Source organism: Aeromicrobium sp. SORGH_AS_0981 (assembly GCF_031453195.1).
Taxonomy (GTDB): domain Bacteria; phylum Actinomycetota; class Actinomycetes; order Propionibacteriales; family Nocardioidaceae; genus Aeromicrobium.
The window spans coordinates 3,580,907-3,606,663 of sequence record NZ_JAVIZD010000001.1; the positions used below are offsets into that span (position 1 = coordinate 3,580,907).

The following is a 25,757-nucleotide window of genomic DNA, read 5'->3' on the forward strand; positions in this document are numbered from 1 at the left end:
GCCCCCATGCTACCCGGCCCGACGAGGCCCCGGGGACCGAGTCACGCCAACGCGCGCGCCTCCTCGACGAGCATCACCGGGATGTCGTCGCGCACCGGGTAGGCGAGCCGGCAGGCCTGGCACACGAGCTCGGACGCGTCCTGGTCGACGAACAGCGACGACCGGCACTGCGGGCAGACGAGGATCTCCAGGAGCGCGGGGTCGAGGAACATGCTGCGCAGTCTACGGCCGGTCAGGCTCGCACGACCGCGAGCACCTCGTCGCGCACGCGCTCCATGGTGGCGTCGTCGACGCCCTCGACGTTCAGCCGCAGGAGGGGCTCGGTGTTGGAGGCCCGCACGTTGAACCACCAGTCGTCGGTGGTGACGGTCAGGCCGTCGAGCCGGTCCTGGTGGTGGTCGGCGTACTGGCGCGAGAGCCGCTCGAGGACGGCGTCGGTGTCGTCGACACGGCTGTTGATCTCGCCGGAGGCGCTGTAGCGCGAGTACTCCTCCATGAGGGCGCTGACGGTGGTGTCGCTCTCCGCGAGCGCGGCGAGCACGTGCAGCGCGGCGAGCATGCCGGAGTCGGCGAGGTAGAACTCGCGGAAGTAGAAGTGTCCGGAGTGCTCGCCGCCGAAGACCGCGCCGGTCCGGGCCATCTCGGCCTTGATGAGCGAGTGCCCGACGGGGGTCCGCACCGGCACGCCGCCGTGCTCGCTGACGATCTCGGGGACGGCGCGCGAGCAGATGACGTTGTGCAGGATTGTCGCGCCGGGCTCCTGGAGCAGGTGCCGGGCGGCCACGAGCGCCGTGATCGTCGACGGCGCCACCACGTCGCCGTGCTCGTCGACGACGAAGCAGCGGTCGGCGTCGCCGTCGAAGGCGAGCCCGAGGTCGGCACCGTGCTCGCGCACGGCGGCCTGCAGGTCCACGAGCGTGCTGTGGTCGAGCGGGTTCGCCTCGTGGTTCGGGAAGGTGCCGTCGAGCTCGAGGTAGAGCCCGATCACCTCGAGGTCGAGCCGGCCGAGCACGGCGGGCACGGTGTGACCGGCCATGCCGTTGCCGGCGTCGACGACGACCTTCAGGCGACGTCCCTCGACGGGCGCGAGGCCGAGCAGCGTGTCGGCGTAGGTCTGCAGGAACTCCAGCGACTCCAGGGTGCCGGTGGGCTGCGGCACGTCGGCGGGGTCGCGGTCGAGCAGCGGGCTGGCCGCCTCGGCCATGGCGGCCAGGCCGGACGACAGGCCGATCGGACGGGCGCCGGCCCGGCAGAGCTTGAGCCCGTTGTCGGCGGCCGGGTTGTGGCTGGCCGTGACCATCACGCCCGGCACGTCGAGCACGCCGGACGCGCAGTAGAGCATGTCGGTCGAGGCGAGGCCGATCTCGACGACGTCGCCGCCGCGCGCGCGGATGCCGTCGGCGACGGCTCCCGCGACCTCCGGCGACGACGCGCGCATGTCACGGCCGACGACGGCCCGCCCGCGGCCGTCGGAGATGCCGACCTCGTCGGCGAACGCCTCCCCGAGCGCCCGCGCGATCGCCGGGTCGAGCTGGTCGGGCACCCGACCGCGGACGTCGTAGGCCTTGACGACAGGGCGCAGCCGTGCGTGCATTCAGTCTTCCTTCGGTGGGGGGACGAGCGTGAGTCCGGGAGGTCCTGCTGCGGGGCGAGGACGACGACGTCCGACCTCGCGCACCGCGTCGGCGAGCGCGAGGAGGTCGTCGTGGCTCGGGCGCACCGTCGACGGGTCGGGCGCGAGCCGCAGCACGCTCCACCCGTTCGGCGCGGACAGCCGGCGGCTGTGCTCCTCGCAGAGGTCGTAGGTGTGCGGCTCGGCCGCCGTGGCCAGCGGGCCGAGCACGGCCGTCTGGTCGGCGTAGACGTACGTCAGCGTCGCCACGGCCGGCTGGGAGCACGCGGACCGCGTGCAGCGTCGAACAGCACCCACGGGCCGAGCGTAGCCCGCCGAGGGGTGCGGTGCGGTTAGGCTCACCGCGTGACCCGACGTCTGCAGCACCTGGACGGGACCGTGAGCGGGCCCCGGCCCGGACGGATGCGGACCCGCCGGCGCGACGCACGAGGTCCGCTGGCCCTCCCGGGGCCCTTGTCGCCGCGCAGCGTGCCGGCGCACCGGACGCCGCGCGAGGCGTTCGACCACCTCGTCGCCGGTGTGCTCGCGCCGCTGGCGAAGCACTTCGACGCCGAGCCCGACCAGGTCGAGGTCGTCGTCGAGGACGTGCCGCTGCTGCCGCCGGAGTGGTCCGAGGACGTGCCGCTCAGCAGCGTCGCGCGTCGCGGCGACGTCACGCTCGTGGTGCTCTACCGGCGGCCGCTGACCGAGCGGTCCGGCGGGCGGGTCGACCTGGAGGAGCAGGTGTGGGACGTCGTCCTCCATCGTCTCGCCGAGGTCTGGCAGGTCTCCCCTGACGACCTCGACCCCCGCTAGGCGCCCGTCCCGTCAGGGGGCGGGCCGGACGCGGGGCGTGAGCACGTCGACCGGCGCTGCCTGCAGCGCGAGGCTCGCCTGGCGTCCGCCGGCCGTGTAGTGCGCCGTGCCGACGACGCCGCCGTCGGAGCGGACCAGCACCGAGGACACGCCGTCGAGGTCGAGCACGCGGCCGAGGTCGACCCGCACGGTCGAGCCCGCCGGCACGGACACCTCGGCGCGGTCGCGGCGCGCGAGGTCGGGGCCGCGGCCCTCCACCACGACGGTGCGGCCGGCGTCGCCCGGCGCCGTGAGCAGGAGGTCAGGCTCGCCGACCGCGCCGCCGACCGGGACGAGCGCCCCGCCCGTCCAGGCGCCGACGTCCTCGAGCACCGAGAGGTCGCCGTCGGACGCGACCGACGCCGACGCCACGACCGGCTCGTCGGAGACGACGCGCAGCGCCGCCGGGCCGTCGCCGACGCTGGCGGGCAGGCTGACCCGCGTGACGCTGCCGGGCCGCACCCGGACCTCGTCGAGCCCCTCCGGTGCGAACGTCCCGTCGGGCCCCAGCACCTCCACGCGTGCCCGCGCCGTGGTCTCGCCCGGGTTGAGCACGCTGAGCGTCCGGGTGCCGCGGCCCACGAGGCCGGCGAGCACCACGCGACGCGAGGGCGAGGCCATGGGACTCACCAGCTCCGAGCCCTGCGCACTGCCCGTCGAGGTGTCGAGGGCGGCGACCGCGACGGCGCCGCGACGCCGGGCCACGTGCACGCCGAGGACGTCCTCGCCCGCGGCGAGGTCGGAGAGCCTGACGGTGCGGGTCGACCCCGCCTCGACGACGAGACCCTCGCCCCCGACGGCGTCGACCGGGCCCTCGGGCGACCAGAGCGTGACGTCGAGGACCGCGGGCGTCTGCGACAGGTTGGTCAGGACGAGGATGCCGAGACGACGCTGCGCGGACCCGAGTCCGGCGAACCAGGCGTCGTCGACGACGCCCGGGCAGCGACCGACGACGAGACCGTCGCCGCGGGCCGCGCCGAGGACGCCGGTGACGAACCCGACCCCGCCGGAGCCCTCGCCGCGCTGGGTCACCAGGAGCGACCGGTCGCCCCGACCGAGGGCACGCGCGAGGTCGGAGCGGACCCAGCGCGCCGGGTCGACGACGTCGGCGACCTCGTCGCCGCCGGGCGACAGCCTGGCGGACGCGGAGCGCCCGGCCTCGACCTGTCCCGTGACGAGCCCCGGACCGCCGGCGCACGCGTACCTCGTCTCCTGCACCGGCACGGCGCGCGGCGCCGCCCCGGGGTCGTCGGAGGTGCCGACCAGCGCGGCCAGCAGCACCAGCAGCGCGGCGACCGCGGGGAGGAGGGCGAGCAGCCCGGACCGTCGACCTCCCGTGCGCGGACGACGACGGCCGGCGTCCGCAGCGGCGCCGGACCGGCGACCGGGCTGGCGACGGGCCTGGCGACTGGGCTGGCGCTCCACGCGTCGTCCCCCGCTCACGAGCGCACCCCGTCCGTGCGGACGCGACGACCGCCGCCCGACGTCACGTCGCCGGAGGCCACGTCGTCGACCGCTGATGGTCGGCGGCGCACCGGCGCGGTCAGCACGACGGCGACGAGCCAGAGCAGCACCTGGCCGGCGGCCAGGAACGGCCGCCACGCGGGCGCCTCGGGTCGCGCAGGCTGCGTCGGCTCGGCCAGCGTCCAGACCCGCGACGTGGGCGACTCGCTGCCCGACGGCTCGAGCCCGGGGGCGGCGTCGAGGGCGCGCGCGACCTCGGTGTCGACGTCGGGCGCGTAGACGGCGTCCACGCCGAGGTCGGACAGGCTGCTCACGGCCTGCGTGCCCGGAGCCGACACCAGCCGCTCCACGGCGTCGACCAACGCACGACGCGACGTCTCGGGCGGGCGCAGGCCCTCGGCCCCCACGATGGGCCCCTCGCCACGCACGACCTCGACCTCGAGGCCGCGCCCGGTCGTGCCGGTGACGACGACGGTGTCGGCGCCCCGGTCGGTCAGGAACGCCGGCACGGTGTCGGGTCGGCCGCGCTCGAGCGGGTCGTCGACGCCGCGCACGACCCACCAGGCAGCCGTGCCGACCGGCAGCAGCAGGGCCAGGACCAACGCCGACCCCACCCAGGCGCGTCCTCGCCCCTCGACGAGCGGCGGCACGCCGACGAGTGCGGCCGTCCCGAGCGCGAGCGCCACGGCAGCGGCCGGGACGCCCACCCACGCGCGCACGTCGACGGACGTCCCCGGGACGCCGCCCGGCAGCACGACGCCGAGCACGGCCACGCCGAGGGCGAGGACCGCGAGGGTCCAGCAGACGACCACGACGGCACGTGCGGCACGGGAGGCCAGGGCGAGCACGGCGAGCACCACGAGACCGACGCCGAGCCAGACCGGGGCCTGCTCGGGGGCACCTGCGCGGCCGACGACGAGACCCAGGGCGGTCCGCCAGCCCGGCTCGCCACCGGCGAGCGGCGACCCGCTCTCCCACCACCACAGCCCCGGGTGGAGGACGCGGCCGACGACCCAGGGACCGAGCAGCAGGACGGCCACGCCGAGACCGAGGAGGAGGCGACGGACCAGGCGCGGGTCGAGCGCCGCGACGACGAGCGCACCGAGCAGCGCGAGCAGCAGGACGACGGGCGCGAAGGCTGCGCCGACGGCCACCCACACGCCCCACCGCACGGCGGTCCGCCACGAGGCGCGCTGCGAGAGCGGGTCGACGCCCGCGACCTGCAGCGTGGTCACGACGACGACGGGCAGCACGACGAGGGCGACGACCGTGCCGAGGCGGCCCTGGGCCACCGCACCCGAGGCGGCGACGGTGAGGCCGTACCCGACGGCCCAGACGATCCGCAGCCGACGGTGGTCGGTCAGCCTGCGACCGAGGCGGTGGGCCGTCAGCGCGGCGAGCGGCACCGAGAGCAGGAGCAGCGCGGCCACCAGCAGACCGGGCGACGGCCAGATCGGTGTGGCCGCCACCGCCAGCAGGAGCACCGCCGGCGACACCAGGCCGGTGCCACCGAGGCCGATCTCGTGGGACCGCTCGAACCACAGGCGCCACCAGTCGCCGGCCGAGCCGGGCGTGACTCCGAGCGCCCCGCCCGTCAGGATGCTGTCGCCCGCACCGGTCAGCAGCGAGCGACCGGCCACGAGCGAGAGGACGACGAGCGCCCCCACCGTGACCAGCCAGGGCCGACGCACCCAGAGGGGCGGCCCGTCGTCGAGCGTGACGACGTCGTCACCGTCGTCGTCGAGGGTCGACCGTCGGCCCGTGGTCTCGACCGCCTCGGGCCGCACCAGGGCGGCGGCCACGTCGCGGGCGGTGTCGAAGCCGTGCCGGTACGGCAGCCAGAACGGCGCGAACAGGTGGCGGACGGCACGGTCGTCGCGCCGGGCCGTGGCCGCCCGCCGACGTCGTGCAGCACGGAGCCGGCCCGGCCGTCCGTACACCGACGCGACCGCCTGCAGCTGGTCACCGGCCGCCTCGGGGTGGGCGGAGAGCACGAGCCCCAGGGTCCGCAGCAGCGAGCCGACGAGCAGCCGCACGTACTGCCACCAGAAGCGGGGGCCCGAGGTGTTGGCGAGCATCGTGTGCAGCGCGGCACGACGCTGCTCGGCGGGCTCGACGTCGCCGGCCGCACGTCGGCGGATCCCGCGGCGCGAGGCCTCGGCGTGGAAGATCACGGCACGCGGGGCGACCCGGGTGCGGTACCCGGCCCGCGCCACGCGCCAGCCGAGGTCGATGTCGTCGAAGTACAGCGGCAGGTCGGGGGACAGCCCGTCGAGCTCGTCCCACACGTCGCGGCGCACGAGCATGCCCGCCGTGTCGACGGCGAGCACGTCCTTCGGCCAGTCGTGCTGGCCCGCGTCGGGCTCCCCCGTCTCCAGGCCGGTCTCGCGGACCCCGGTCGAGGTGACCGTCAGCCCGACCTCGAGCAGGCGCCGCAGCGACGGCCACTCGCGGATCTTGGGGCCGACCACGGCGACGTCGTCGGCCGCGGTCGCCTCGTCGAGGAGGGCGGCGAGCGCCCCCGGCTCGACGATCGCGTCGTCGTGCAGCAGCCACACCCAGTCGGTGCGGGGCATCGCGTCGACGGCGAGCCGCACGGCGGCGCCGAAACCCGTGCCGGCCGGGGCATAGGTCACGCGGTCGGGTCCGAACGCCTCACGCACGAGCTCGGGGCCGTCGTCGGTCGAGCTGACGTCGACCACGCGCCAGCTGGTGGGGGCGTGCTCCAGCGCCGAGAACGACGCGAGCACCTGCGGCAGCCAGCGGCCGCCGTCGTGGGTCACGAGGACCGCGCCCACCGTGGGCGGCGCGGCGCGCCAGGCCGGGAGGGCGGGTGAGTCCTCGTCGGTCACGCGCTCGTCCATGCCCGCCAACCTAGCGGGGCGCGAAAGGGGCCGCCGTCCCGGCGGGGCGGCTCAGGCGCGCTTCTTCAGCTTGCGTCGCTCGCGCTCGGAGAGACCGCCCCAGATGCCGAACCGCTCGTCGTGCGCGAGGGCGTAGTCGAGGCACTCGCCGCGCACGTCGCACGTGAGGCAGACCCGCTTCGCCTCGCGCGTGGACCCGCCCTTCTCGGGGAAGAAGGCCTCCGGGTCGGTCTGGGCACAGAGCGCACGCTCCTGCCACATGAGCTCCTCTTCGGGGGACAGTGGCAGACCCAGATCGAATGACATGTCCGTAATTACACGCCTGGCGCTGCCATACGTCAAGCCGAATTGCACGATCCGCGCCGTCTCCGGCGTGTCGCGCCGCGCGGCAGGGGTCCGGACGGCTCGCCAGGGGCGGGACGGGGCGGTCGGCCGCTCGGGACCCTGGGAGGATGGCACGGTGACGACTCTCGCCGACCTGCTCCCCGCCGTGCGCGAGCCCGGCCGCCCCCTCCTCACCTGGGACGACCGTGGCACCGGCGAACGCGTGGAGCTCAGCGCCACCACGACGGCCAACTGGGTCGCGAAGACGTCGTCCCTGCTGGTCGACGAGCTCGACGTCGAGCCGGGGACGCGGGTGCGCGTGGGCCTGCCGACGCACTGGCTGCGCTTCGTCTGGCTCCTGTCGTGCTGGAGCGTCGGCGCGGTCGTCGTGGAGCACGACGCGGCGGTCGGCGTGAGCGGCCCGGAGCTCCAGGGCGACGAGCCCGTCCGCCTGGCGGCGTCGTTGCGGCCACTCGGGGGGCGGTTCGTCGAGCCGCCCGTCGGCTTCGTCGACCTCGCCACGGTCGTGCCGGGCCAGCCCGACGTCTTCGTGCCGCTCGACCCGCCGACGCCCTCCTCCCCCGCCGTCGACCTCGAGGCCACGGGCGCGCTCGACCACGCCGCCCTCCTCGCCGCCTGCCCGCCCGACCCGCGGCGCCTGGCGGTGCGGCCGGGGTCGCTCGACCGCGACGTGCGACGGCTCGTCTCGGCCCTGCGCGGCGGGGGCTCGGTCGTGGTCGTCGCCGGAGCCGACGACGACGTGCTGGCCCGCGTGGCGGAGCAGGAGCGCGCCGAGATCGTCGCCTGAGCGGATCCTCTACACTTTCGACGGCCGCTCGCAGGTCCCCTCCCCGCTGCCAGACCACAGGAAGGCCCTCCGCCCGGATGAGCCGACAGCGCGTGAACACCAGCCCGCCCTCCGCCGTCCCCGGGCTCACCAAGGTCGGCGGCCGCCCGCCCCTCGGCGCCTACCTCGCCGACGTCCTGCGCCACCGTGAGTTCATCCAGGCGCTGGCGCGGTTCCGGATCGAGGCCGACAACGGGCGGAACCGGCTCGGCATGGCGTGGGTGGTCCTGCGACCGCTGCTCAACGCCGGCGTCTACGGGCTCGTGTTCGGGTTCGTGCTCCAGACCAGCCGCGGTGTCGAGGACTTCGTCGCGTTCCTCGTCATCGGCGTCCTGATGTTCGAGTACTTCTCGACCTCCTTCTCGACCGGGGCGAAGTCGATCACGACCAACGCGGCGCTCGTGCAGAGCCTGGCCTTCCCACGCATGGCGCTGCCCCTGGCCCTGGTGGCCGAGCGGTTCCTGCAGTTCGTGCCGATGGTCGGTGTCATGGCGGCCTTCGCCATCGGCTACGGCAACCTCCCCGACCTGGAGTGGCTGCTGCTCGTCCCCCTGGTCGCGCTGTTCACGGTCTTCAACACCGGCCTGGCGCTGATCACGGCGCGGCTCACCGTGCACTTCCGCGACCTGACCAACCTGCTGCCGTTCATCTCGCGGATGTTCTTCTACACCTCGGGCATCTTCTACAGCATCGACCAGCGCTTCGACCCGGGGACGACGTTCCGGACCGTGGCCGACGCGCAGCCGATCCACGAGTTCCTCTCGCTGGGTCGGGCGGTGCTGCTGGACGGCCCCGACTACGCGATGCCGTGGCACTTCTGGGGCTACGCCGCGGCGTGGTCCGTGGCGGTGCTCGTCCTCGGCACGATCTTCTTCTGGGCGGCGGAGGAGCGGTATGGCCGGACCGACTGACGCCCGTCCCGACGACCAGGCGGGGACCACCGGGACGCGTCGCCCGGTCGTCGTCGTCGACGACGTGCACGTGGAGTACAAGGTGCTCTCCACCGGCAAGCGCGCCGGGCCCGCGGAGACCGGACGCCGCCTGCTGCAGCGCACCGGCGGGACCCGGACCGTCCACGCACTTAAGGGTGTGTCGTTCACGGCCTACGAGAACGACAGCATCGGCGTCATCGGCTCGAACGGCTCGGGCAAGTCGACGCTCATGCGCGCCATCACCGGCCTGACGCCCACGTCGCAGGGCAGCATCCACGCGGCGTCGCGACCCAGCATGCTGGGCGTCGGCGCCGCGCTCATCAAGGACCTGTCGGGCGAGCGCAACGTCATCCTCGGCGGTCTCGCCCTCGGGCTCAGCCGCGCCGAGATCGAGGCGAGGTACGAGGAGATCGTCGACTTCTCCGGCATCCGCGACTTCATCGACCTGCCGATGCGGACCTACTCCTCGGGCATGACCGCACGGCTGAAGTTCGCCATCGCCACGGCCCGCGACCACGAGATCCTCATCGTCGACGAGGCGCTGGCCGTCGGCGACCAGGCCTTCCGCGAGCGCAGCGAGGCCCGCATCCGCGCGATCCGTGACGACGCGGGCACCGTGTTCCTCGTCAGCCACTCCATGCGCTCGATCCGCGACACCTGCAACCGGGTGCTGTGGATCGATCGCGGCGTGCTGGTCATGGACGGCCCCACGGACGAGGTCGTCGACGCCTACGAGCGGTCGCGCTCGAGCTCGTAGTCCCCGACCCGCTCAGCAGGCTGCTGCGAGGTCCTCGACGTTGTTCGCCTGCGCGCCACTCTCGTCGGGCGTGGCGGTCGGGCTCGGCGTCGGGACCGACGGCGTCGTCGGCGTGGGCGTCGTCGGGCTCGCGCCCGGCGTCGACGTCGAGGCTCCGGCGCTGGGGCTGGAACTGGGGCTGGGCGAGGCTCCGCCCGCGCGCTCGCTGGCCCGGATGGCGTCCTTGATCAGCCGGTGGATCTGGGTGTAGTCGGGGTCGACGACCGAGATCAGCGGCGGCACGAGCGAGACGGTGCGGATCTTCGTCGACCGCGCCTTGAGCGCGAGGTCGGCGAACTCGCCCAGCTCCTCCGACGGCATGTTCGTGGAGATGAGCTGCGCGCTCGACTTCGCGAGGTCGGTGGCGTTCAGCAGCACCTTCTGCGGGCTGAGCTGGTCGAGCATGGCGCTCATGAGGCACTTCTGGCGACCCATGCGCGTGAAGTCGTCGGACTGGACCCGGCTGCGCGCGTACCAGAGCGCCTCGTTGCCGTCGAGGCGCTGCAGGCCCGGCTCGATGTAGCGCTGCTGGTCGAGGTCGTCGTGGCCGAACATCGCCAGCCGCGTCCGGACGTCGATCTCGACCCCGCCGACGGCGTCGACGAGGGAGCTGAAGCCGCGCAGGTTGATCATCACGTAGTAGTTGATCGGCAGGTCGGTCACGCCCTCGACGGCGTCGATCGTCGCCTCCAGGCCCGGGTCCTTGGCCCCCGGGTAGAGGTCGGTGCGGTTCTCGGCCTCGGTGTGCACCGCGTTGAGCAGGCACTCCGAGCCGCAGTTGTAGCCGTACGGGAACAGCTCGCGCATCGGCGAGCCCTCACGGAACGGCACGTCCTCGAGGTTGCGCGGCAGCGACACGAGGACCGTGCTGCCGGTCGAGGCGTCGATGCTGACGACCGTCATCGAGTCCGGTCGGATGCCCGTGCGGCCCTTCCCGGAGTCCGAGCCGATGAGCAGGATGTTGTAGCGGCCCTGCAGCGGCGGGCTCGTGGACGTGGCGGTGAAGACCTGCTGGACGGCCTGGCGGCCCGCGTTGCTGACCTGCGACGCGTACAGCGCGACGCCGAGCACGCCGGCCACGAGCGCCGTGTTGACCACGAGCACGACCGCGGCCCGCGCGCGGGTCAGCTGCAGTGGTCGCGCCAGGCGCCAGGCGTCGACGAACAGCGCCGTCCACGCGACGGCGGCCGCGGCGACGCCGAAGCGGAACACCTGGAGGACGTCAGGGTCGGTGACCAGCCCGATCAGGCCCGCCCGGTCGTGGCGGTAGGACAGCGCCAGCCAGCCCAGGGCGACGAGCCCGACCGCGTAGAGGCCGACCGCGACGCGGCCGACCCACCGGTTGCCGACCGCGAGCTGTGCCGACCCGGGCGCGACGGCCGACAGCAGGCACAGACGCAGTGCTCGACGGAACCGGGCCCTGGGGGGAAGCTCGTCGGTGCTCGGGCTGAGCACCTTCGCTCGACGACGGGTCATGGTTCCTCGCGGCTGGGGGTCCTGGCGAAGACCCATGATCCCCCACGGGTCCAAGCCGTACCGACGACCATGCCGACTCAGCAGGTCGCGTCGACGTCGTCGGTCTGGTTCGCCCGCGTCGGGTCCTTGGCCGGCGCGCCGGTCCCGGTCCCGGCCGAGGTCGCGGTCGAGCTCGCGGCAGGCGCCTGCGGCGTCAGGGTCGTGAGCGACGCGGCGAGGATGCCGTCGGTCGCCGGACGTCCGCCGTGTCCCTCGGAGGTGGCGATGGCCCGGCTGATGAGCGTGCGGACCTTGTCGTAGTCGGGGTTGCCGGTGTAGATCACGGGCGGGACGAGCGAGACCGAGGAGACCGGCTGCGACTTCGCCTTCAGCGCGAGCTCCATGAACACGTTGAGGTCGCGCGCCGGGATGTCGGTGTCGAGCAGGGTCTTGCTGGAGTCGGCGATCTTCTCCACGTTCATCAGCACCTTGCGCGGGCTGAGCTCGCGCAGCATCGCGGTCATCACGCACTTCTGGCGTCCCATGCGGGAGAAGTCGTTGTTCAGCACGCGGCTGCGGGCGTACCAGAGCGCCTGCTCGCCGTTGAGCTTGCGCCGACCGGCCTCCACGTACTGCTGCTTCCAGGCGTCGTCGTGGCCGAACATCGGCGTGCGCTCCTGGACGTCGACCGTGACCCCGCCGACGGCGTCGACGAGCTTGGCGAAACCGGCCATGTTGACCAGGGCGTAGTAGTTGATGCGCAGCCCGGTGATCTCCTGGACGGCGTCGATGGTCGCCTGGATGCCGGGCGTGCGCTCGCCGACCTTCTTCGCGCCGAGCTCCTGGGCGTGGTCCTCGGCCCAGGTGTTGACGGCGTTGAGGTAGCACCCCTCGCAGTCGAAGGTCTTCGGGAACTCCTTCTTCATGAAGGAGTCCGACGGGAACGGGACGTCCTCGAGGTTGCGGGGCAGCCCGATGATCACGGTCCGGCCGGTCTTGGCGTCGATGCTGGCCACGTTGAGCGAGTCCGGACGCATGCCGGTGCGGTCGGCGCCGGAGTCCGAGCCCATGAGCAGCACGTTGTAGCGACCGTCGGCCGGCTTGGACGTGGTGGTGGCCGCGAAGACGGTGTCGATCACGCCGGTGCTCACGCTGACGAGGTGCGCCGCGAACACGAGCGCCCCGGCGGTGACCAGGCACAGGGCGCCGTTGAGGCCCGCGACCCACGGGCGGTGGCGACGCGCGAGCCGCAGCGGCTGGCCCAGCCGCCAGGCGTCGACGATGAGCACCGCCCAGAACACGGCACCGGCGAGCAGCAGGAAGCGCAGCAGGGTCAGCAGGCGGGCGTCGGTCATGAGCCCCATGAGGCTGGTGCGCGCGAAGAGCGCGAGGAAGAGGAGCACCGCGCCGGCGACGAGGCAGGCGATCCACACGCGCAGCGCCACCCGGCCGAGCCGCTTGTTCCCGGCCGCCACCTGGGCCGAGCCGGGCACGACGAGCGTCATCAGCGTGAGCGTCAGCGCCCGGCGCAGCTGGATGCGCTCGGACGCGGTCCGGGTCGTCGAGGTACGGGATGAGGTCGGGCGGTCGTCGTGCATGTCGTCCTCGGGGTCGCTGCCAGGGGGAAGAGCAGGGCGAGCAGGTCCCGACGATGGTCACACAAAGTCTCGACCTCGAGTCGAGGGCGCGCCGAGCGATCCACGTTTCCCGAGCCGTCACTGCTTTTCGGCTGAGGATCGGCGTGAACACGTCGTGCGTGGTCCCCGCTCGGCTAGGTTCTGTGCCATGGCACAGGAGCGTCCGGAGGACCGTTACGACTGGCTCTACGGTTCCGACGGCGGACGCGGGGAGCCGGCGCCCACGCGGCAGCAGCCCGCGGCGTCGCGACGCCGGGGCGACGACCTGCCCCCGCCGAACCTGCCGCCGCCGGGCGGCGGACGGGCCGAGCGCGGACGTGACCGCTCGGGTGGCGGGCGACGGCGCGGCAAGGCGCGATGGGTGCTCCTGCTCCTCGTGGCGTGGCTCGTCTTCCTCGTGGGCACGCCGCTGTACGCGTACTCGACGTCGACGAAGGTGCCCTTCGAGCCCGAGGGCGACCGACCCGGCGAGCAGCCCGGCACGACGTTCCTGCTGGTGGGCTCTGACAGTCGTGCCGGCCTGAGCGCCCAGGAGCAGCGGGAGCTCGCGACGGGCGGCGACGGCGGCGGACGGGGCCGCACCGACACGATCATGCTGCTGCACACGGGCGCCGGACCGTCGACGCTCGTCTCCATCCCGCGCGACTCGATGGTGCAGGTGCCGGGCTACGGCACCACGAAGATCAACGCCGCCTACGCCTACGGCGGCCCGGCCCTGCTGACGCAGACGGTCGAGCAGAACACCGGAATCCGGGTCGACGACTACGTCGAGATCGGGTTCGGCGGACTGGTCAAGGTCGTCGACGCCCTCGGCGGCGTCGAGATCTGCCCGAAGGAGGCGATCAAGGACCGCGACTCCGGGCTGGACGTGAAGGCAGGGTGCCAGGAGGCCGACGGCAGGACCGCCCTCGCCTACTCCCGCAACCGGCACAGCTACGCCACGCAGGACATCCAGCGCGTGCAGAGCCAGCGCGAGGTGATCGCGGGCATCGCCAGCAAGGCCGCGTCGCCGTGGACGATCATCAACCCCGTCCGCTACTGGGGCGTGAACACCGGCGCCGCGTCGGCCGTGCAGATCGGCGAGGGCACCGGCCCGTACGCGTTGCTCAAGTTCGCCCTCGGGCTGCGCTCGGCGATGGGCGACGGCGGCCAGAGCTGCACCGTGCCGCTCGCGGACTTCTCGGTGCGCTGGGACCCCGAGCGCAGCAAGCAGCTGTTCGACCTGATCGCCGCCGACCGCACGGGCAGCATCGGCAAGCTCTGCACCCCTGACGGGCTGCCGCCGAAGAGCTGACGCCGGAGCCCGGGTCGGGCGCGGCTCAGACCTGTCGACCCACCGTGCGGTACGTGCGGTCGTGGTAGACGAGCGGCTCCCCGACGGGCCCGAGGCGCACGTCGCGCACCTCGGCGACGACGACCACGGCCTCCCCCACGGGGACGGTCGTGATCGGCACGCAGCGCAGTGACGCGACGGCTCCCGGCAGCGTCGTCCCGTGCTCGTCGACCACCCAGCCCTGCGCCGGGGTGAAGCGCTCCCCTGCCGACCGCCCGTAGGCGTCGGCGACGTCGACCAGGTCGGCAGGCAGCAGGTGCACGTCGAGCACGTCGGCGGCGGCGACCACCTGGGCGGTCCGGCTGCTGGTGAGCACCGAGAACGAGAGGGCCGGCGGGTGGGCGGACACGGAGGCCACGCTCGAGGCGGTGAGCCCGACGGGGCCGTCCGGTCCGAGTGCCGTCACGACGGCCACGCCGGTCGCGTGCCGTCGGAACGCGGCCTTGAGCAGCTCCGCGCGACCGTCACGGTCGGTGCTGCTGGCCGCCGGGCGGTCGTCGTCGGTGTCCGGGCGTCGTGCTGCGTCTCGCGTGTCCACCCTCTCGACGATAGGACCTCGAGCGCACTCGAGGTCAATCGAGGACGCCGCGTCCATCTGGTCCGCGCGTGGTCAGAGGGTCGACTGCACGCCCGCGAGGAGCTGTCGGGCCATGACGATCCGCTGGACCTGGTTGGTGCCCTCGTAGATCTGGGTGATCTTCGCGTCGCGCATCATCCGCTCCACGGGGTAGTCACGCGTGTACCCGTAGCCGCCGAGCAGCTGCACGGCGTCGAGGGTCACCTGCATGGCGGTGTCGGACGCGAACGCCTTGGCGGCGGCACCGAAGAACGTCAGGTCGTCGTCGCCGCGCTCGGAGCGACCGGCGGCCGCGTAGGTGAGCTGACGGGCGGCCTCGACCTTCATGCCCATGTCGGCGAGCATGAACTGCACGCCCTGGAAGTCGCTGATCGGCTTGCCGAACTGCTGCCGCTCCTGCACGTACCCGAGCGCGTAGTCGAGCGCGCCCTGCGCGACGCCGACCGCCTGAGCGGCGATCGTGATGCGGGTGTGGTCGAGCGTCTGCATCGCGAGCGCGAAGCCCTGGCCGACGTCGCCGATGATGCGGTCCTCAGGGATGCGCACGGAGTCGAGGTAGACCTCGCGGGTGGGCGAGCCCTTGATGCCGAGCTTCCTCTCGGGCGCCCCGAAGGAGACGCCCTCGTCGGTCGCCTCGACGACGAACGCGGTGATGCCCTTGCTGCGCTGGGCCGGGTCGACCTGGGCGAGGACCGTGTAGAACGCCGACTCGCCGGCGTTGCTGATCCAGCGCTTGGTGCCGTCGAGCACCCAGTGGTCGCCGTCGCGGACGGCACGGGTCTTCTGGTTGGCGGCGTCGGAGCCCGCGTCGGGCTCGGAGAGGCAGTAGCTGAAGCCCTCGCCGGCCGCGAGCCGCGACAGGTAGTTCTTCTTGAGGGTCTCGTCGCCACCGAGGATGACCGGCAGCGAGCCGAGCTTGTTCACGGCGGGGATCAGCGAGCTCGAGACGCAGACCCGCGCGACCTCCTCGATGACGAGGACCGTGGCGAGGGCGTCGGCGCCGGCTCCCCCGTACTCCTCGGGCACGTGCGGGGCGTGGAAGTCCGCGGCGGCGAGCGCGTCGTGCGCCTCGCGCGGGTAGCGGGCCTCCTCGTCGACCTGCGCGGCGTACGGCGCGACCTTCGCCTCGGCGACGGCGCGGACGGCCTCGCGGATGGCCTGGTGCTCCTCGGACAGCACGAACATGTCGGTCACGGCTACAGCTCCGAATCCCTGGGTGAGACAACGCTCATGTTTAGTTGGACGACCTAGTAATCGTACGTCGCACCACCACGACTCGGGCTGCCGGGTCCGGTGGGGTCGCCCACACTGGTGCGGTGACCACCCAGCGCTTCGACGGACACATCACCGGCCTCGGCACCGCGAGCGGCACCCGCGTCGTCGTGGGGATCTGGGACCGCAGCCCCTACGGCACCTTCGCCGACGCGATGGTGGAGCGGCCCGACGGCCACCGCGTCCTGCTCGCACCGGACGAGCGGATCGCCGACCTCGTCTCGGCCACCTACACGTTCGACGACGTGCAGGTGGTGCCCGTCGCGGTCGACGGGTGGGGCATCCTCGCCGGTCCACTGGAGGCGCACTGGACCCCGGGCGTGCGCGCGCCCATCGGGTGGCTCCTGCAGGCCGTGCCCGGGCCGCTCGGACGGCTCGAGGCGTGGGCCCGGTTCTGCGACCCGATCGCCCAGCGGGTCATGCCGGGCGTGCGCACCCACGGAACCGCGGGCCAGGGCCGGACGGAGTGGTACGCCGCCTCCGACGCGTGGAGCGTCGAGGCCGCGACGACCACCTGGGACGGCGAGGACCTCGGCCCGCTTGCCCCCGTCGACCCGCCGGTCCGCTTCGGCTTCGGCTCGGCGCCCCGCACGCCCACGCTCACCCGCGTCACGTCCTTCATCCGCGACCACTGAGCCCGCCGAGCCGCCCGAGCGGCCCGACCCGGCCCCCCGCCGTCCTAGGGTGGCCCGCATGGGACGCATCCACGACGTCGACGAGCTGCGCGCCGTCCTCGGCACACCGATGCCTCGGGCCGCCGCGAAGGACCGCCAGCGGCTCCACCCCGAGCACGTCGCCTGGCTGGAGGCGTCGCCGTTCTGCCTGCTCGCGACCGCGGGCGCCGACGGCACGTGCGACGTCTCGCCCAAGGGCGACCCCGCCGGATCGTTGGTGCACGTCGTCGACGAGCAGACCCTGGCGATCGCGGAGCGACCCGGGAACCGCCGGGCCGACGGGTACGTGAACGTGCTCGCGAACCCGCACGTCGGGCTGCTGTCGGTCGTGCCCGGACGCGGCGACACGCTGCGCGTCAACGGCACCGCCCGACTGCTGCGCACCGACGACGACCCGCCGGCCTACGTCGACGCCCTCGTCGTGCGCGGGCACCGGCCGGTGCTGGTCTGCGAGGTCAGCGTCGAGCAGGTGTTCTTCCACTGCTCGAAGGCGTTCCTGCGCTCCCACCTCTGGGAGCCGGACACCTGGCACCCCGACGCCGTGCCGTCGCGCTCCCAGATCACCCACGCGCTCGAGCGCTCGGACCAGACGCTCGAGGAGGTCCGCGCCTACTACGAGGGTCCGGGCTACCAGGCGCAGCTCTACTGACGTCGTCACCGCACCCTGCGGCACGGCACGAGCGACGAAGATCACACCCGATGACGACCATGTCACACCGTTTCGACTCGCCCCGTACCCCCGGTACGAGAGACCCTGGAAGGCGCTGCAGACGTCGACCACGTCGGTGCCCCTGACACCAGGAGACCTTGCGTTGAACTCGCCCACCCCCGCCACCCGCCCGTCCGCCACCCCGGAGCGCATCACGACCGACGTGCTCCTCGTGGGCGCCGGGATCATGAGCGCCACGCTCGGCTCGCTGCTGAAGTCGCTGCAGCCCGACTGGTCGATGACGCTGCTGGAGCGACTGGACCAGCCCGGCCTGGAGAGCTCCGGCCCGTGGAACAACGCCGGCACCGGCCACTCCGCGCTGTGCGAGCTCAACTACACGCCGCAGACCGCCGACGGCGGCGTCGACGTCTCGAAGGCCGTCACGGTCAACGAGCAGTTCCAGCTCTCGCGCCAGTTCTGGGCCCACGGGGTCGACAACGGGCTGCTCAAGGACCCGTCGTCCTTCATCAACCCCGTCCCCCACGTCAGCTTCGTGCGCGGCACGGAGAACGTCGACTACCTGCGCAAGCGCTACGACGCCCTCGCCGGCCACCCGCTGTTCGCGGGCCTGGAGTGGGTGCACGACCACGACGAGTTCGCCCGCCGCCTCCCGCTGATGGCCGAGGGGCGCGACCCGTCCGAGGACGTCGCGGTCAGCTGGACCGACCACGGCACCGACGTCGACTTCGGCTCGCTCACCGCGCAGCTGCTCGGCAACCTGACGACCCAGGGCGCGGACATCCGCTACCGCCACCAGGTGAAGAACCTCAAGCGCGACACCGACGGCACGTGGCGCGTCAAGGTCAAGGACCTCGACGACGGCCGCACGATCTGGATCTCCGCGAAGTTCGTCTTCGTCGGCGCCGGCGGTGGAGCCATCCAGCTGCTGCAGAAAGCGGGCATCGAGGAGATCAAGGGCTTCGCCGGCTTCCCCGTCAGCGGCGAGTTCATCCGCTGCCTCGACGAGACGGTGACCGCCAAGCACGAGGCGAAGGTCTACGGCATGGCCGCGGTCGGTGCGCCGCCGATGTCGGTGCCGCACCTCGACACGCGCGTGATCGGCGGACAGCGCTCGCTGCTGTTCGGTCCGTACGCCGGCTGGACGCCGAAGTTCCTCAAGGAGGGCTCCTTCACCGACCTCCCGCTGTCGGTGCGCCCGCACAACCTGATGCCCATGGCCGCCGTCGGCGTGACGTCGTGGGGCCTCATCAAGTACCTGGTGCTCGAGCTCGCGAAGTCGCGCGGTCGCAAGGTCCAGGACCTGCAGGTCTTCGCCCCGCTCGCCGAGGAGGGCGACTGGGAGCTGATCACGGCCGGCCAGCGCGTCCAGGTCGTGCGCAAGAAGGGTCGCTTCGGCGGCTCGCTGGAGTTCGGCACCACGGTCGTCAACGCCTCCGACGGCACCATCGCGGGCCTGCTGGGTGCGTCGCCGGGCGCCTCGACCGCGGTCGCGGCCATGCTCGACGTTCTCGAGCGCTGCTTCCCCGGCCAGATCGACGGCTGGCGCCCGCAGCTGAAGGAGATCGTGCCGTCGTACGGGGTGTCCCTGGGCGACAACCCGACGCTCTACTCGGACCTGAAGACCTGGACGGACCGCTCGCTGGGTCTCACCCCGGCCTGAGCCTCTCCGGCGGTCCCCAGGTCTCGTCCCGAGGCGTGGGGACCGAGCAGGGTCAGCGGTCGCGGATGGCGGCGCCCTTGGCGCGGGCGGCCTCCGCGAGCGCGTCCTGGAAGTCGAGCACGCGCTGCGTGAGCTCGGGGTCGCCGACCGCGAGGATGCGGGCGGCGAGCAGGCCGGCGTTGCGCGCGTTGCCGATGGAGACGGTCGCGACGGGCACGCCGGCGGGCATCTGGACGATCGACAGCAACGAGTCCATGCCGTCGAGGTACTTCAGGGGCACCGGCACGCCGATGACGGGCAGCGGTGTGACGGCCGCCAGCATGCCGGGCAGGTGCGCAGCGCCTCCGGCACCGGCCACGACCACCTCGAGGCCACGGGTGTGGGCGTCGCGCCCGTAGGCCAGCATCTCGTCGGGCATGCGGTGCGCCGAGACCACGTCGGCCTCGTAGGCGATCCCCATCTCCTGGCAGGCGAGGGCCGCGGCCTCCATGACCGGCCAGTCCGAGTCCGACCCCATGACGATGCCCACGCGGGGCTGAGCGCTCATGCCGCCGACCCTACCGTCGGGCCTCCTCCCCCCACGAGGTGACTTCTCCAGCGAACGGGCCGCGCGGTGCGTGTTCCGTCGGTCTTGTCCTGCTGCTGCGCTGCCGCGGAGGGCCTGGGCTCGGTGCTGCGCTGCCGCAGGGGGTCTCGTCGTGCTGGTGCGCTGCCTCGGCCTTCGCTGGGTCTGGTCTCCGCAAGGGCCTCGACCGGGCGGTTGGCGACGGCGCTGGTCTGGGGTCTCGGGCTGCGGGCTGGTGCAGGGGTGGGGAGACGGAACTTTCTGCGTTCGTGTCGCCAGGGCGACACAAACGCAGAGACTTTCGCGCCGACAGCCCACTATCGGTGGATCTGCAACCGCAGAAGCGCTTCTGCGGGTGCAGGTCCACCGATAGGACGCGCCAACGCAGAACGGTGGGTCAAGAACGCAGAAACGAAGAATCGTGCGTCGAGGGCGGACCAGACCAGACCCCGAGACCCGAAGCCAGCCCCGGGCCCGCTGCCGGTCGAGGCCCTTGCGGAGGCCGCCCCCAGCGAATGCCGAGGCAGCGCAGCGGCAAGTACAGACTCACTGCAGCAGCGCACCAGCAAACCCAGCCCCCCCCCCTGCGGCAGCCCAGCAGCGAGGTCACGACGACCGCAAGCAGCACAGGTAGAGAACCCACCGCGCACCCTCGACGACTCCCGCACCGCGGAGACGTCCCCGCCCGGGACCGGAGGGCTCAGCCGTCCTGCAGCAGGGCCCCGGCGCGGCGGGCGTCGGCCAGGACCTCCTCGAGGTCGTCGCCGGTGACGGTGACGTGCCCGACCTTGCGTCCGGGCTTCACGCCCTTGCCGTAGAGGTGCACCTTGGCGTGCGGGACGGCGGCGAGCACGACGGCCTCCTGGGCCTCGAGGTCCTGGACGGCGCCGCCGAGCACGTTGACCATGACGGTCCAGGCGTGGTGCGGGGTCGTGGGTCCGAGGGGCAGGTCGAGCACGGCGCGCAGGTGGTTCTCGAACTGGCTGGTGGCGGCACCGTCGATGCTCCAGTGGCCGGTGTTGTGCGGCCGCATCGCCAGCTCGTTGACGAGCACGCGTCCGTCGGCGGTCTCGAACAGCTCGACGGCGAGCATGCCGGTGACGCCGAGCTGCTCCGCCACCCGGACGGCGACGTCGGTGGCCTCCTGCGCGAGCGCAGGGTCGAGGTCGGGGGCCGGTGCGACGACCTCCTTGCAGATGCCGTCGACCTGGGTCGACTGCACGACGGGGTAGGCGACGACGTCGCCGGACGGAGTGCGGGCCACCTGGGCACTGAGCTCGCGGCGGAAGTCGACGAGCTCCTCGGCCAGGATCTCCCGTCCCTCGGCGAACGCCGTGGCGAGGACCTCGGACGCGTCGTCGGCGCTGCGCACCACCCACACGCCCTTGCCGTCGTACCCGCCGCGGGTCGTCTTGAGCACGGCCGGGTAGCCGAAGTCCTCGAGCTCCTCGAGCGCCTCCTCGACGTCACCGGGCAGGAGCAGGAACAGCGGGCACGGCAGCCCGAGGACGCTCAGCCGCACGCGCATCTCGCCCTTGTCCTGCGCGTAGAGCAGGGCGTCGGGCCCGGGTCGCGGCGCGTGGCCCTCGGCCTCGAGCGCCCGCAGGTGCTCCGGCGGGACGTGCTCGTGGTCGAACGTGACGACCGGGCTGCCGGCGCAGACGGCGCGCAGGTCGTCGAGGTCGGTGTGGTCGCCGACGAGGTGGTCGGGGACGACCTGGGCGGCGGAGACGTCGGGCCCCTCGGCCAGCAGCCGGATCCGCAGGCCCAGCGCGACGGCCGGGACCTGCATCATGCGGGCGAGCTGGCCGCCCCCGACGACGGCGAGGTGCGGTGTCAGCGGCATGCCCGCAGGATATCGACCGCCGGTCGCGGTGCTACCAGCGCCTGACGGTGCGGGGCCGGAACGCGCGCCGCCGGCTGACGGTGATCGGCGAGACGTTGCCGAACCCGCGCAGCGGCCGCGGTGGCAGGGTCCGCATCTCGAACTCCTCGTCGGTCAGGTCGGCCGCCGTGGCGTCGTCGACGAGGACCCGGTTGCTGCGGGCGACGTGCGAGAGCCGCGCGGCGAGGTTGACCGGAGGACCGAACACGTCGCCCAGCCGGCTGATGACCGAGCCGGTCGCCAGGCCGACGCGGACGTCGGGCAGGTCGTCGCGCGACCCGATGTTCGCCACCAGCTCCAGGGCGGTGAGCGTCGCCTCGCGCGGGTCGGGATTGACGAAGAGGACGGCGTCGCCGAGCGCCTTGATGACGCGACCGTCCCGCGACGTGACGACGTCGGTGCACCGGGTCTCGAAGTTCTCGACCAGCTCGCCGAGGCGCACGTCGCTCAGCGTGTTGGTCATGGCCGTGAAGCGGGAGAGGTCGGCGAAGCCGATGCTCATGGTGGTCGACAGCAGCTCCGCGTCGACCGCGCCGAGCGCCTCGAGGCGGCCGGCCGCCGCCGCGAGGTGACGCCGCCACGCGTAGAGCAGCAGCCGGTCGAAGCCGGGGGCGACGTGCTCGGCGATCGCGACCGCGCTCTCGAGCCGGCTGCTCGCGCGACCGGCGTCGACGTCGGCCTCGACCTGGTCGACGATCGTCTGCACCTCCCAGTCCGCGAGTCGGGCGAGCGTCTGGCCGAGCGCCCGCGTCATGCGGAAGATGGTCCGCTCCTCGAGCAGTCCCTCGTCGAACGCGGCGGCGGCGAGGCGCGCGGCCGCGACGTCGTGCTCGCCGTAGGCGGGGACGTCGCCGCTGTCGGCGAAGCCGAGCGAGCGCCAGAGCCGCTCCGCGCGGTCGAGGTCGAGCCCCGCCTGCTCGGCGACCTGCTCGCCGGTGAGGTCCATCCCCTCGTGCAGGATCAGCCGCGCGAGCTCGTCCCGCAGGTCAGACCGACTCATCGCTCCCCCGGTGCGCGGCGAACACCAGGTCGCTGACCTGGCGGTGGAAGGACTCGACGTGCGGGATGTCGCGCAGCTCCAGCCCGGCCTCCTCGCTCGCGTTGTGGATGATGAGCGTGCCGCAGCCGAGGATCCGGTCGTTGAGGTTCTTCTCGTAGGAGACGTCGTTGATCCGGCTGAGCGGGATGACCCGACCCTCGCGCGTGAGGATGCCCTTCTGCTCGACGAGGCGCTGCGTGGTGAGGCTGTAGGTCCACGACAGCCAGCGCAGGAACGGCAGCACGCTCCCCCACAGCACGACGACGACCGCGACCGCCACGACGGCCCACCGGACGTAGCCGTCGCCGGAACCGCCCGCCCTGGCCGCGAGGAAGCTGCCCGCGAACGCGACGGCGAGCAGGATGACCAGCGGGACGAACAGGACCTTGACGTGGGTGCGCGTCGTGGTGACGACCTGTTCGCCGTCCATCATGAACTTGCGGGAGAGCGCCATGCCCGAATCCTCCCACGGCGGGCCCGGGCACCGGGAGGGATCACGGCGCCCAGGCGCGCGGGTCCCCGGCTGCTCAGGGCGCGGGCCGCACGTGCGTGACGTCGCCGGCGCTGATCGCACGTCCGGCGACCACCAGACGCCCCAGCGGGTCGACGTCGTCGGCACGTCCCCGCAGCACGGAGCCGTCGGGCAGGTCCACCTGCACCGTGGAGCCGAGCGTGACGCAGCGCTCGAGGTAGTCGGCGCGCAGCAGGGTCGGGTCGCCGGCACCGGCGACCCAGCGCCGGTAGAGACGCTCCAGGTGGCCGAGCAGGATCTGCAGCACGACGCCGCGGTCGGTGGTGGCCGCGCCCGCGAGCGCGAACGACGTGGCCGTCGGCACGGGCAGCTCCTCCTGCGTCAGGGTCAGGTTGAGACCGATGCCGAGCACGGCGGCGGCGCCGGCGGGTCCCTCCGCGCGCTCCACGAGGATCCCGCAGAGCTTGCGACCGTCGACCAGCACGTCGTTGGGCCACTTCAGGCCCGACGCGACCCCGCAGTCGCGGGCCGTGAGGTCGACGGCGATGCCCGCCAGCAGCGGGAGCCACGTCCACTGCGGCAGCGCGACGGCGTCGGGGCGCAGCAGGACGGAGACCACCAGGCCCGAGCGCGGGGGTGCCTCCCAGCGTCGGTCGAGCCGCCCGCGCCCGGCCGTCTGGTGCTCGGTGGTGACCACGAGACCCTCGGGCGCACCCTGGGCGACGGCGGCGACCACGTCGGCGTTGGTGCTCGCGGTGGTGCTCGACACCTCGACCGCGGTCCACAGCCCGCCGCCGACGAGGAGGGCACGCCGCAGCTCCTCGACGTCGAGGGGCGGCCGGTCGGGGGTCGGCGTGCCGGCAGCCGAGGCAGGTGTCGGGGCGGAGGTCGAGGCGTCCATGCGGCAAGCCTCACACAACGCAGAAGGCCGTCCCTCGCTACTCTGACCCTCGTGAGCGAAGCAGAGATCGAAGAGCGTCCGGAGCTGCACACGACCGCGGGCAAGCTGGAGGACTTCCGGCGACGCCGTCACGAGGCCACCGTCGAGGTCGCCGAGCGTGCCGCGGAGAAGCAGCACGCCAAGGGTCGTCAGAGCGCCCGCGAGCGCATCGAGCAGCTCTTCGACGAGGGCTCGTTCGTCGAGCTCGACGCCCTCGCGCGTCACCGCTCCACCAAGTTCGGCCTCGAGAAGAACCGCCCGCTCGGCGACGGCGTCATCACCGGCTACGGCACGATCGACGGCCGCCAGGTGTGCGTCTTCAGCCAGGACTTCTCCGTCTTCGGCGGCAGCCTCGGCGAGGTGTACGGCGAGAAGATCACGAAGGTCATGGACCTCGCCATCAAGACGGGCTGCCCGATCATCGGCATCAACGAGGGTGCCGGCGCCCGCATCCAGGAGGGTGTCGTCTCGCTCGGCCTCTACGGCGAGATCTTCACGCGCAACGTGCACGCGTCGGGCGTCATCCCGCAGATCTCGATGATCATGGGCACGTGCGCCGGCGGCCACGTGTACTCCCCCGCCGTCACCGACTTCACGATCATGGTCGACGAGAAGTCGAACATGTTCATCACCGGCCCGGACATCATCAAGACGGTCACCGGCGAGGACGTCACGATGGAGGAGCTGGGCGGCGCGCGCACTCACAACACGCGCAGCGGCAACGCCCACTACCTCGCCTCCGACGAGGAGGACGCGATCGAGTACGTGAAGGCGCTCATCTCCTTCCTCCCGCAGAACAACATGGAGGAGGCACCCGTCTACGACGAGGTCGCCGACCTCGAGCCGACCGAGACCGACCTGGCGCTCGACACGCTCATCCCCGACTCGGCCAACCAGCCGTACGACATCCGCACCGTCATGGAGGCCGTCCTCGACGACGGCGACTTCCTCGAGGTCCAGCCGCTGTTCGCCCCGAACCTCGTCATCGGCTACGGCCGCGTCGAGGGCCGCGCGGTCGGCGTCGTGGGCAACCAGCCCATGCAGCTCGCCGGCTGCCTCGACATCGACGCGTCCGAGAAGGCCGCGCGCTTCGTGCGCACCTGCGACGCCTTCAACATCCCGGTGCTGACGTTCGTCGACGTTCCCGGCTTCCTGCCCGGCACGGAGCAGGAGTGGAACGGCATCATCCGCCGCGGCGCGAAGCTGATCTACGCCTACGCCGAGGCCACCGTCCCGCTCGTCACGATCATCACGCGCAAGGCCTACGGCGGCGCCTACGACGTCATGGGCTCCAAGCACCTCGGCGCCGACGTCAACCTGTCGTGGCCCACCGGCCAGATCGCCGTGGTCGGCGCGTCCGGCGCGGTCAACATCCTCTACCGCCGCGAGGTGGCGGCGGCCGACGACCCCGACGCCAAGCGCGCCGAGCTGATGACCGAGTACGAGGACACGCTCTGCAACCCGTACGTGGCGGCCGAGCGCGGCTACATCGACGGCGTCATCGAGCCCTCGCAGACCCGCGCGGAGGTCGTGAAGGCCCTGCGCCTGCTGCGCACGAAGCGCGAGACGCTGCCGCCCAAGAAGCACGGGAACATCCCGCTGTGATGGCCGGCGAGACGACGCCCCAGGACGAGGGCACCGAGACCACCGCGGCGCCGGCCAAGCCGGTGCTGCGGGTGGTCCGCGGCGACCTGACGCCCGAGGAGCTTGCCGCCCTGGTGGCCGTCGTCGCGGCGCGCAACGCCGCCGCGGCGCACGCGGCGGCGGACGCCGCGGGCCCGAAGCCCCGCAGCGAGTGGGGCCACCCCTCCCGCGCGGCCCGCACGCCGCTGCGCGTCGGGCCGGACGCCTGGCGACGCTCCGCCTGGGCCTGACGGCCGCCGC

25 protein-coding genes are annotated in these 25,757 nt (G+C 73.0%); 10 read left to right on the plus strand and 15 right to left on the minus strand.

The features are described from left to right. Positions 1-41: 41 nt before the first annotated feature. From QE370_RS17700 to QE370_RS17710, 3 genes are read right to left on the minus strand one after another with little or no spacing between them, the layout of a single operon-like run. Entirely contained in the window at positions 42-212 is a 171-nt protein-coding gene (locus tag QE370_RS17700) for a Trm112 family protein (protein ID WP_253026704.1), read from the minus strand. Positions 213-232: 20 nt separating this feature from the next. Next, positions 233-1,594, minus strand: a complete 1,362-nt coding sequence (locus QE370_RS17705) for a phosphomannomutase/phosphoglucomutase (RefSeq protein WP_309635168.1) — start codon at positions 1,592-1,594, stop codon at positions 233-235. Further along, complete coding sequence (locus tag QE370_RS17710; protein WP_067861366.1) at positions 1,595-1,930, minus strand: DUF3499 domain-containing protein; 336 nt, start codon at positions 1,928-1,930, stop codon at positions 1,595-1,597. It abuts the gene before it with no gap. A gap of 48 nt (positions 1,931-1,978) precedes the next feature. Here QE370_RS17710 and QE370_RS17715 point away from each other — a divergent pair, with 48 nt between their 5' ends. After that, positions 1,979-2,428 carry a metallopeptidase family protein gene (locus QE370_RS17715; protein WP_144433670.1) on the plus strand — a complete coding sequence of 150 codons (450 nt, stop codon included), beginning with the start codon at positions 1,979-1,981 and terminating at the stop codon, positions 2,426-2,428. Between the two features lie 12 nt (positions 2,429-2,440). On the opposite strand, the gene QE370_RS17720 is transcribed toward QE370_RS17715, so the two are convergent. From QE370_RS17720 to QE370_RS17730, 3 genes are read right to left on the minus strand one after another with little or no spacing between them, the layout of a single operon-like run. Further along, a complete protein-coding gene (locus tag QE370_RS17720; protein ID WP_309635169.1) occupies positions 2,441-3,910 on the minus strand; it encodes a DUF5719 family protein in 1,470 nt (489 codons plus the stop codon). Next, positions 3,907-6,795, minus strand: a complete 2,889-nt coding sequence (locus QE370_RS17725) for a glycosyltransferase (protein ID WP_309635170.1) — start codon at positions 6,793-6,795, stop codon at positions 3,907-3,909. Before QE370_RS17725 ends, QE370_RS17720 begins: the two co-directional genes overlap by 4 nt. A 51-nt stretch (positions 6,796-6,846) precedes the next feature. Beyond that, entirely contained in the window at positions 6,847-7,101 is a 255-nt protein-coding gene (locus QE370_RS17730; RefSeq protein WP_067855452.1) for a WhiB family transcriptional regulator, read from the minus strand. Positions 7,102-7,255: 154 nt separating this feature from the next. Between QE370_RS17730 and QE370_RS17735 the strand changes: the two genes are divergently transcribed. The 3 genes from QE370_RS17735 (at position 7,256) to QE370_RS17745 (ending at position 9,655) form a co-directional block, all read left to right on the plus strand. Next, positions 7,256-7,927, plus strand: coding sequence for a TIGR03089 family protein (locus tag QE370_RS17735; RefSeq protein WP_309635171.1), 672 nt, complete (start codon positions 7,256-7,258; stop codon positions 7,925-7,927). Between the two features lie 92 nt (positions 7,928-8,019). Further along, on the plus strand, positions 8,020-8,877 hold the full coding sequence (locus QE370_RS17740) for an ABC transporter permease (RefSeq protein WP_309635172.1): 858 nt from the start codon (positions 8,020-8,022) through the stop codon (positions 8,875-8,877). Beyond that, a complete protein-coding gene (locus tag QE370_RS17745; RefSeq protein WP_309635173.1) occupies positions 8,861-9,655 on the plus strand; it encodes an ABC transporter ATP-binding protein in 795 nt (264 codons plus the stop codon). The genes QE370_RS17740 and QE370_RS17745 overlap by 17 nt, the downstream gene beginning before the upstream one ends. Positions 9,656-9,667: 12 nt before the next feature. On the opposite strand, the gene QE370_RS17750 is transcribed toward QE370_RS17745, so the two are convergent. After that, complete coding sequence (locus tag QE370_RS17750; protein ID WP_309635174.1) at positions 9,668-11,170, minus strand: LCP family protein; 1,503 nt, start codon at positions 11,168-11,170, stop codon at positions 9,668-9,670. Positions 11,171-11,247: 77 nt separating this feature from the next. Beyond that, on the minus strand, positions 11,248-12,747 hold the full coding sequence (locus tag QE370_RS17755) for an LCP family protein (protein WP_309635175.1): 1,500 nt from the start codon (positions 12,745-12,747) through the stop codon (positions 11,248-11,250). Between the two features lie 187 nt (positions 12,748-12,934). Here QE370_RS17755 and QE370_RS17760 point away from each other — a divergent pair, with 187 nt between their 5' ends. Further along, positions 12,935-14,080, plus strand: a complete 1,146-nt coding sequence (locus tag QE370_RS17760) for an LCP family protein (protein ID WP_309635176.1) — start codon at positions 12,935-12,937, stop codon at positions 14,078-14,080. Between the two features lie 25 nt (positions 14,081-14,105). Here the strand turns inward: QE370_RS17760 and QE370_RS17765 are convergent, their stop codons facing one another. Together QE370_RS17765 and QE370_RS17770 are read right to left on the minus strand one after the other, a co-directional pair. Next, on the minus strand, positions 14,106-14,657 hold the full coding sequence (locus QE370_RS17765) for a flavin reductase family protein (RefSeq protein WP_309635177.1): 552 nt from the start codon (positions 14,655-14,657) through the stop codon (positions 14,106-14,108). A gap of 72 nt (positions 14,658-14,729) precedes the next feature. Next, a complete protein-coding gene (locus QE370_RS17770; protein ID WP_309635281.1) occupies positions 14,730-15,881 on the minus strand; it encodes an acyl-CoA dehydrogenase family protein in 1,152 nt (383 codons plus the stop codon). Between the two features lie 131 nt (positions 15,882-16,012). Between QE370_RS17770 and QE370_RS17775 the strand changes: the two genes are divergently transcribed. From QE370_RS17775 to QE370_RS17785, 3 genes are all read left to right on the plus strand, one after another. Continuing rightward, a complete protein-coding gene (locus tag QE370_RS17775) occupies positions 16,013-16,603 on the plus strand; it encodes a hypothetical protein (RefSeq protein WP_309635178.1) in 591 nt (196 codons plus the stop codon). Between the two features lie 58 nt (positions 16,604-16,661). Further along, a complete protein-coding gene (locus QE370_RS17780; RefSeq protein WP_309635179.1) occupies positions 16,662-17,291 on the plus strand; it encodes an MSMEG_1061 family FMN-dependent PPOX-type flavoprotein in 630 nt (209 codons plus the stop codon). A 163-nt stretch (positions 17,292-17,454) separates the two neighbouring features. Further along, the gene (locus QE370_RS17785) at positions 17,455-18,972 is read left to right on the plus strand and encodes a malate:quinone oxidoreductase (RefSeq protein WP_309635180.1); all 1,518 of its coding nucleotides are present in this window, start codon (positions 17,455-17,457) and stop codon (positions 18,970-18,972) included. Between the two features lie 52 nt (positions 18,973-19,024). Here the strand turns inward: QE370_RS17785 and purE are convergent, their stop codons facing one another. The 5 genes from purE to QE370_RS17810 all read right to left on the minus strand — a co-directional run bounded on the left by purE (position 19,025) and on the right by QE370_RS17810 (position 23,834). Beyond that, entirely contained in the window at positions 19,025-19,519 is a 495-nt protein-coding gene (gene purE / locus QE370_RS17790; RefSeq protein WP_309635181.1) for a 5-(carboxyamino)imidazole ribonucleotide mutase, read from the minus strand. 718 nt (positions 19,520-20,237) lie between these two features. Beyond that, positions 20,238-21,383 (minus strand): 5-(carboxyamino)imidazole ribonucleotide synthase, encoded by a 1,146-nt coding sequence (locus tag QE370_RS17795; protein ID WP_309635182.1) that lies wholly within the window; start codon positions 21,381-21,383, stop codon positions 20,238-20,240. A 31-nt stretch (positions 21,384-21,414) separates the two neighbouring features. Next, positions 21,415-22,422 carry an adenylate/guanylate cyclase domain-containing protein gene (locus QE370_RS17800; RefSeq protein WP_253026254.1) on the minus strand — a complete coding sequence of 336 codons (1,008 nt, stop codon included), beginning with the start codon at positions 22,420-22,422 and terminating at the stop codon, positions 21,415-21,417. After that, on the minus strand, positions 22,409-22,915 hold the full coding sequence (locus QE370_RS17805; RefSeq protein WP_253026256.1) for a PH domain-containing protein: 507 nt from the start codon (positions 22,913-22,915) through the stop codon (positions 22,409-22,411). The genes QE370_RS17800 and QE370_RS17805 overlap by 14 nt, the downstream gene beginning before the upstream one ends. Before the next feature lie 73 nt (positions 22,916-22,988). Beyond that, on the minus strand, positions 22,989-23,834 hold the full coding sequence (locus tag QE370_RS17810; protein ID WP_309635183.1) for a biotin--[acetyl-CoA-carboxylase] ligase: 846 nt from the start codon (positions 23,832-23,834) through the stop codon (positions 22,989-22,991). A 51-nt stretch (positions 23,835-23,885) separates the two neighbouring features. Here QE370_RS17810 and QE370_RS17815 point away from each other — a divergent pair, with 51 nt between their 5' ends. Further along, positions 23,886-25,478, plus strand: a complete 1,593-nt coding sequence (locus QE370_RS17815) for an acyl-CoA carboxylase subunit beta (RefSeq protein ID WP_253026260.1) — start codon at positions 23,886-23,888, stop codon at positions 25,476-25,478. Continuing rightward, positions 25,478-25,747 carry an acyl-CoA carboxylase subunit epsilon gene (locus QE370_RS17820; RefSeq protein ID WP_309635184.1) on the plus strand — a complete coding sequence of 90 codons (270 nt, stop codon included), beginning with the start codon at positions 25,478-25,480 and terminating at the stop codon, positions 25,745-25,747. The genes QE370_RS17815 and QE370_RS17820 overlap by 1 nt, the downstream gene beginning before the upstream one ends. Positions 25,748-25,757 lie beyond the last annotated feature (10 nt).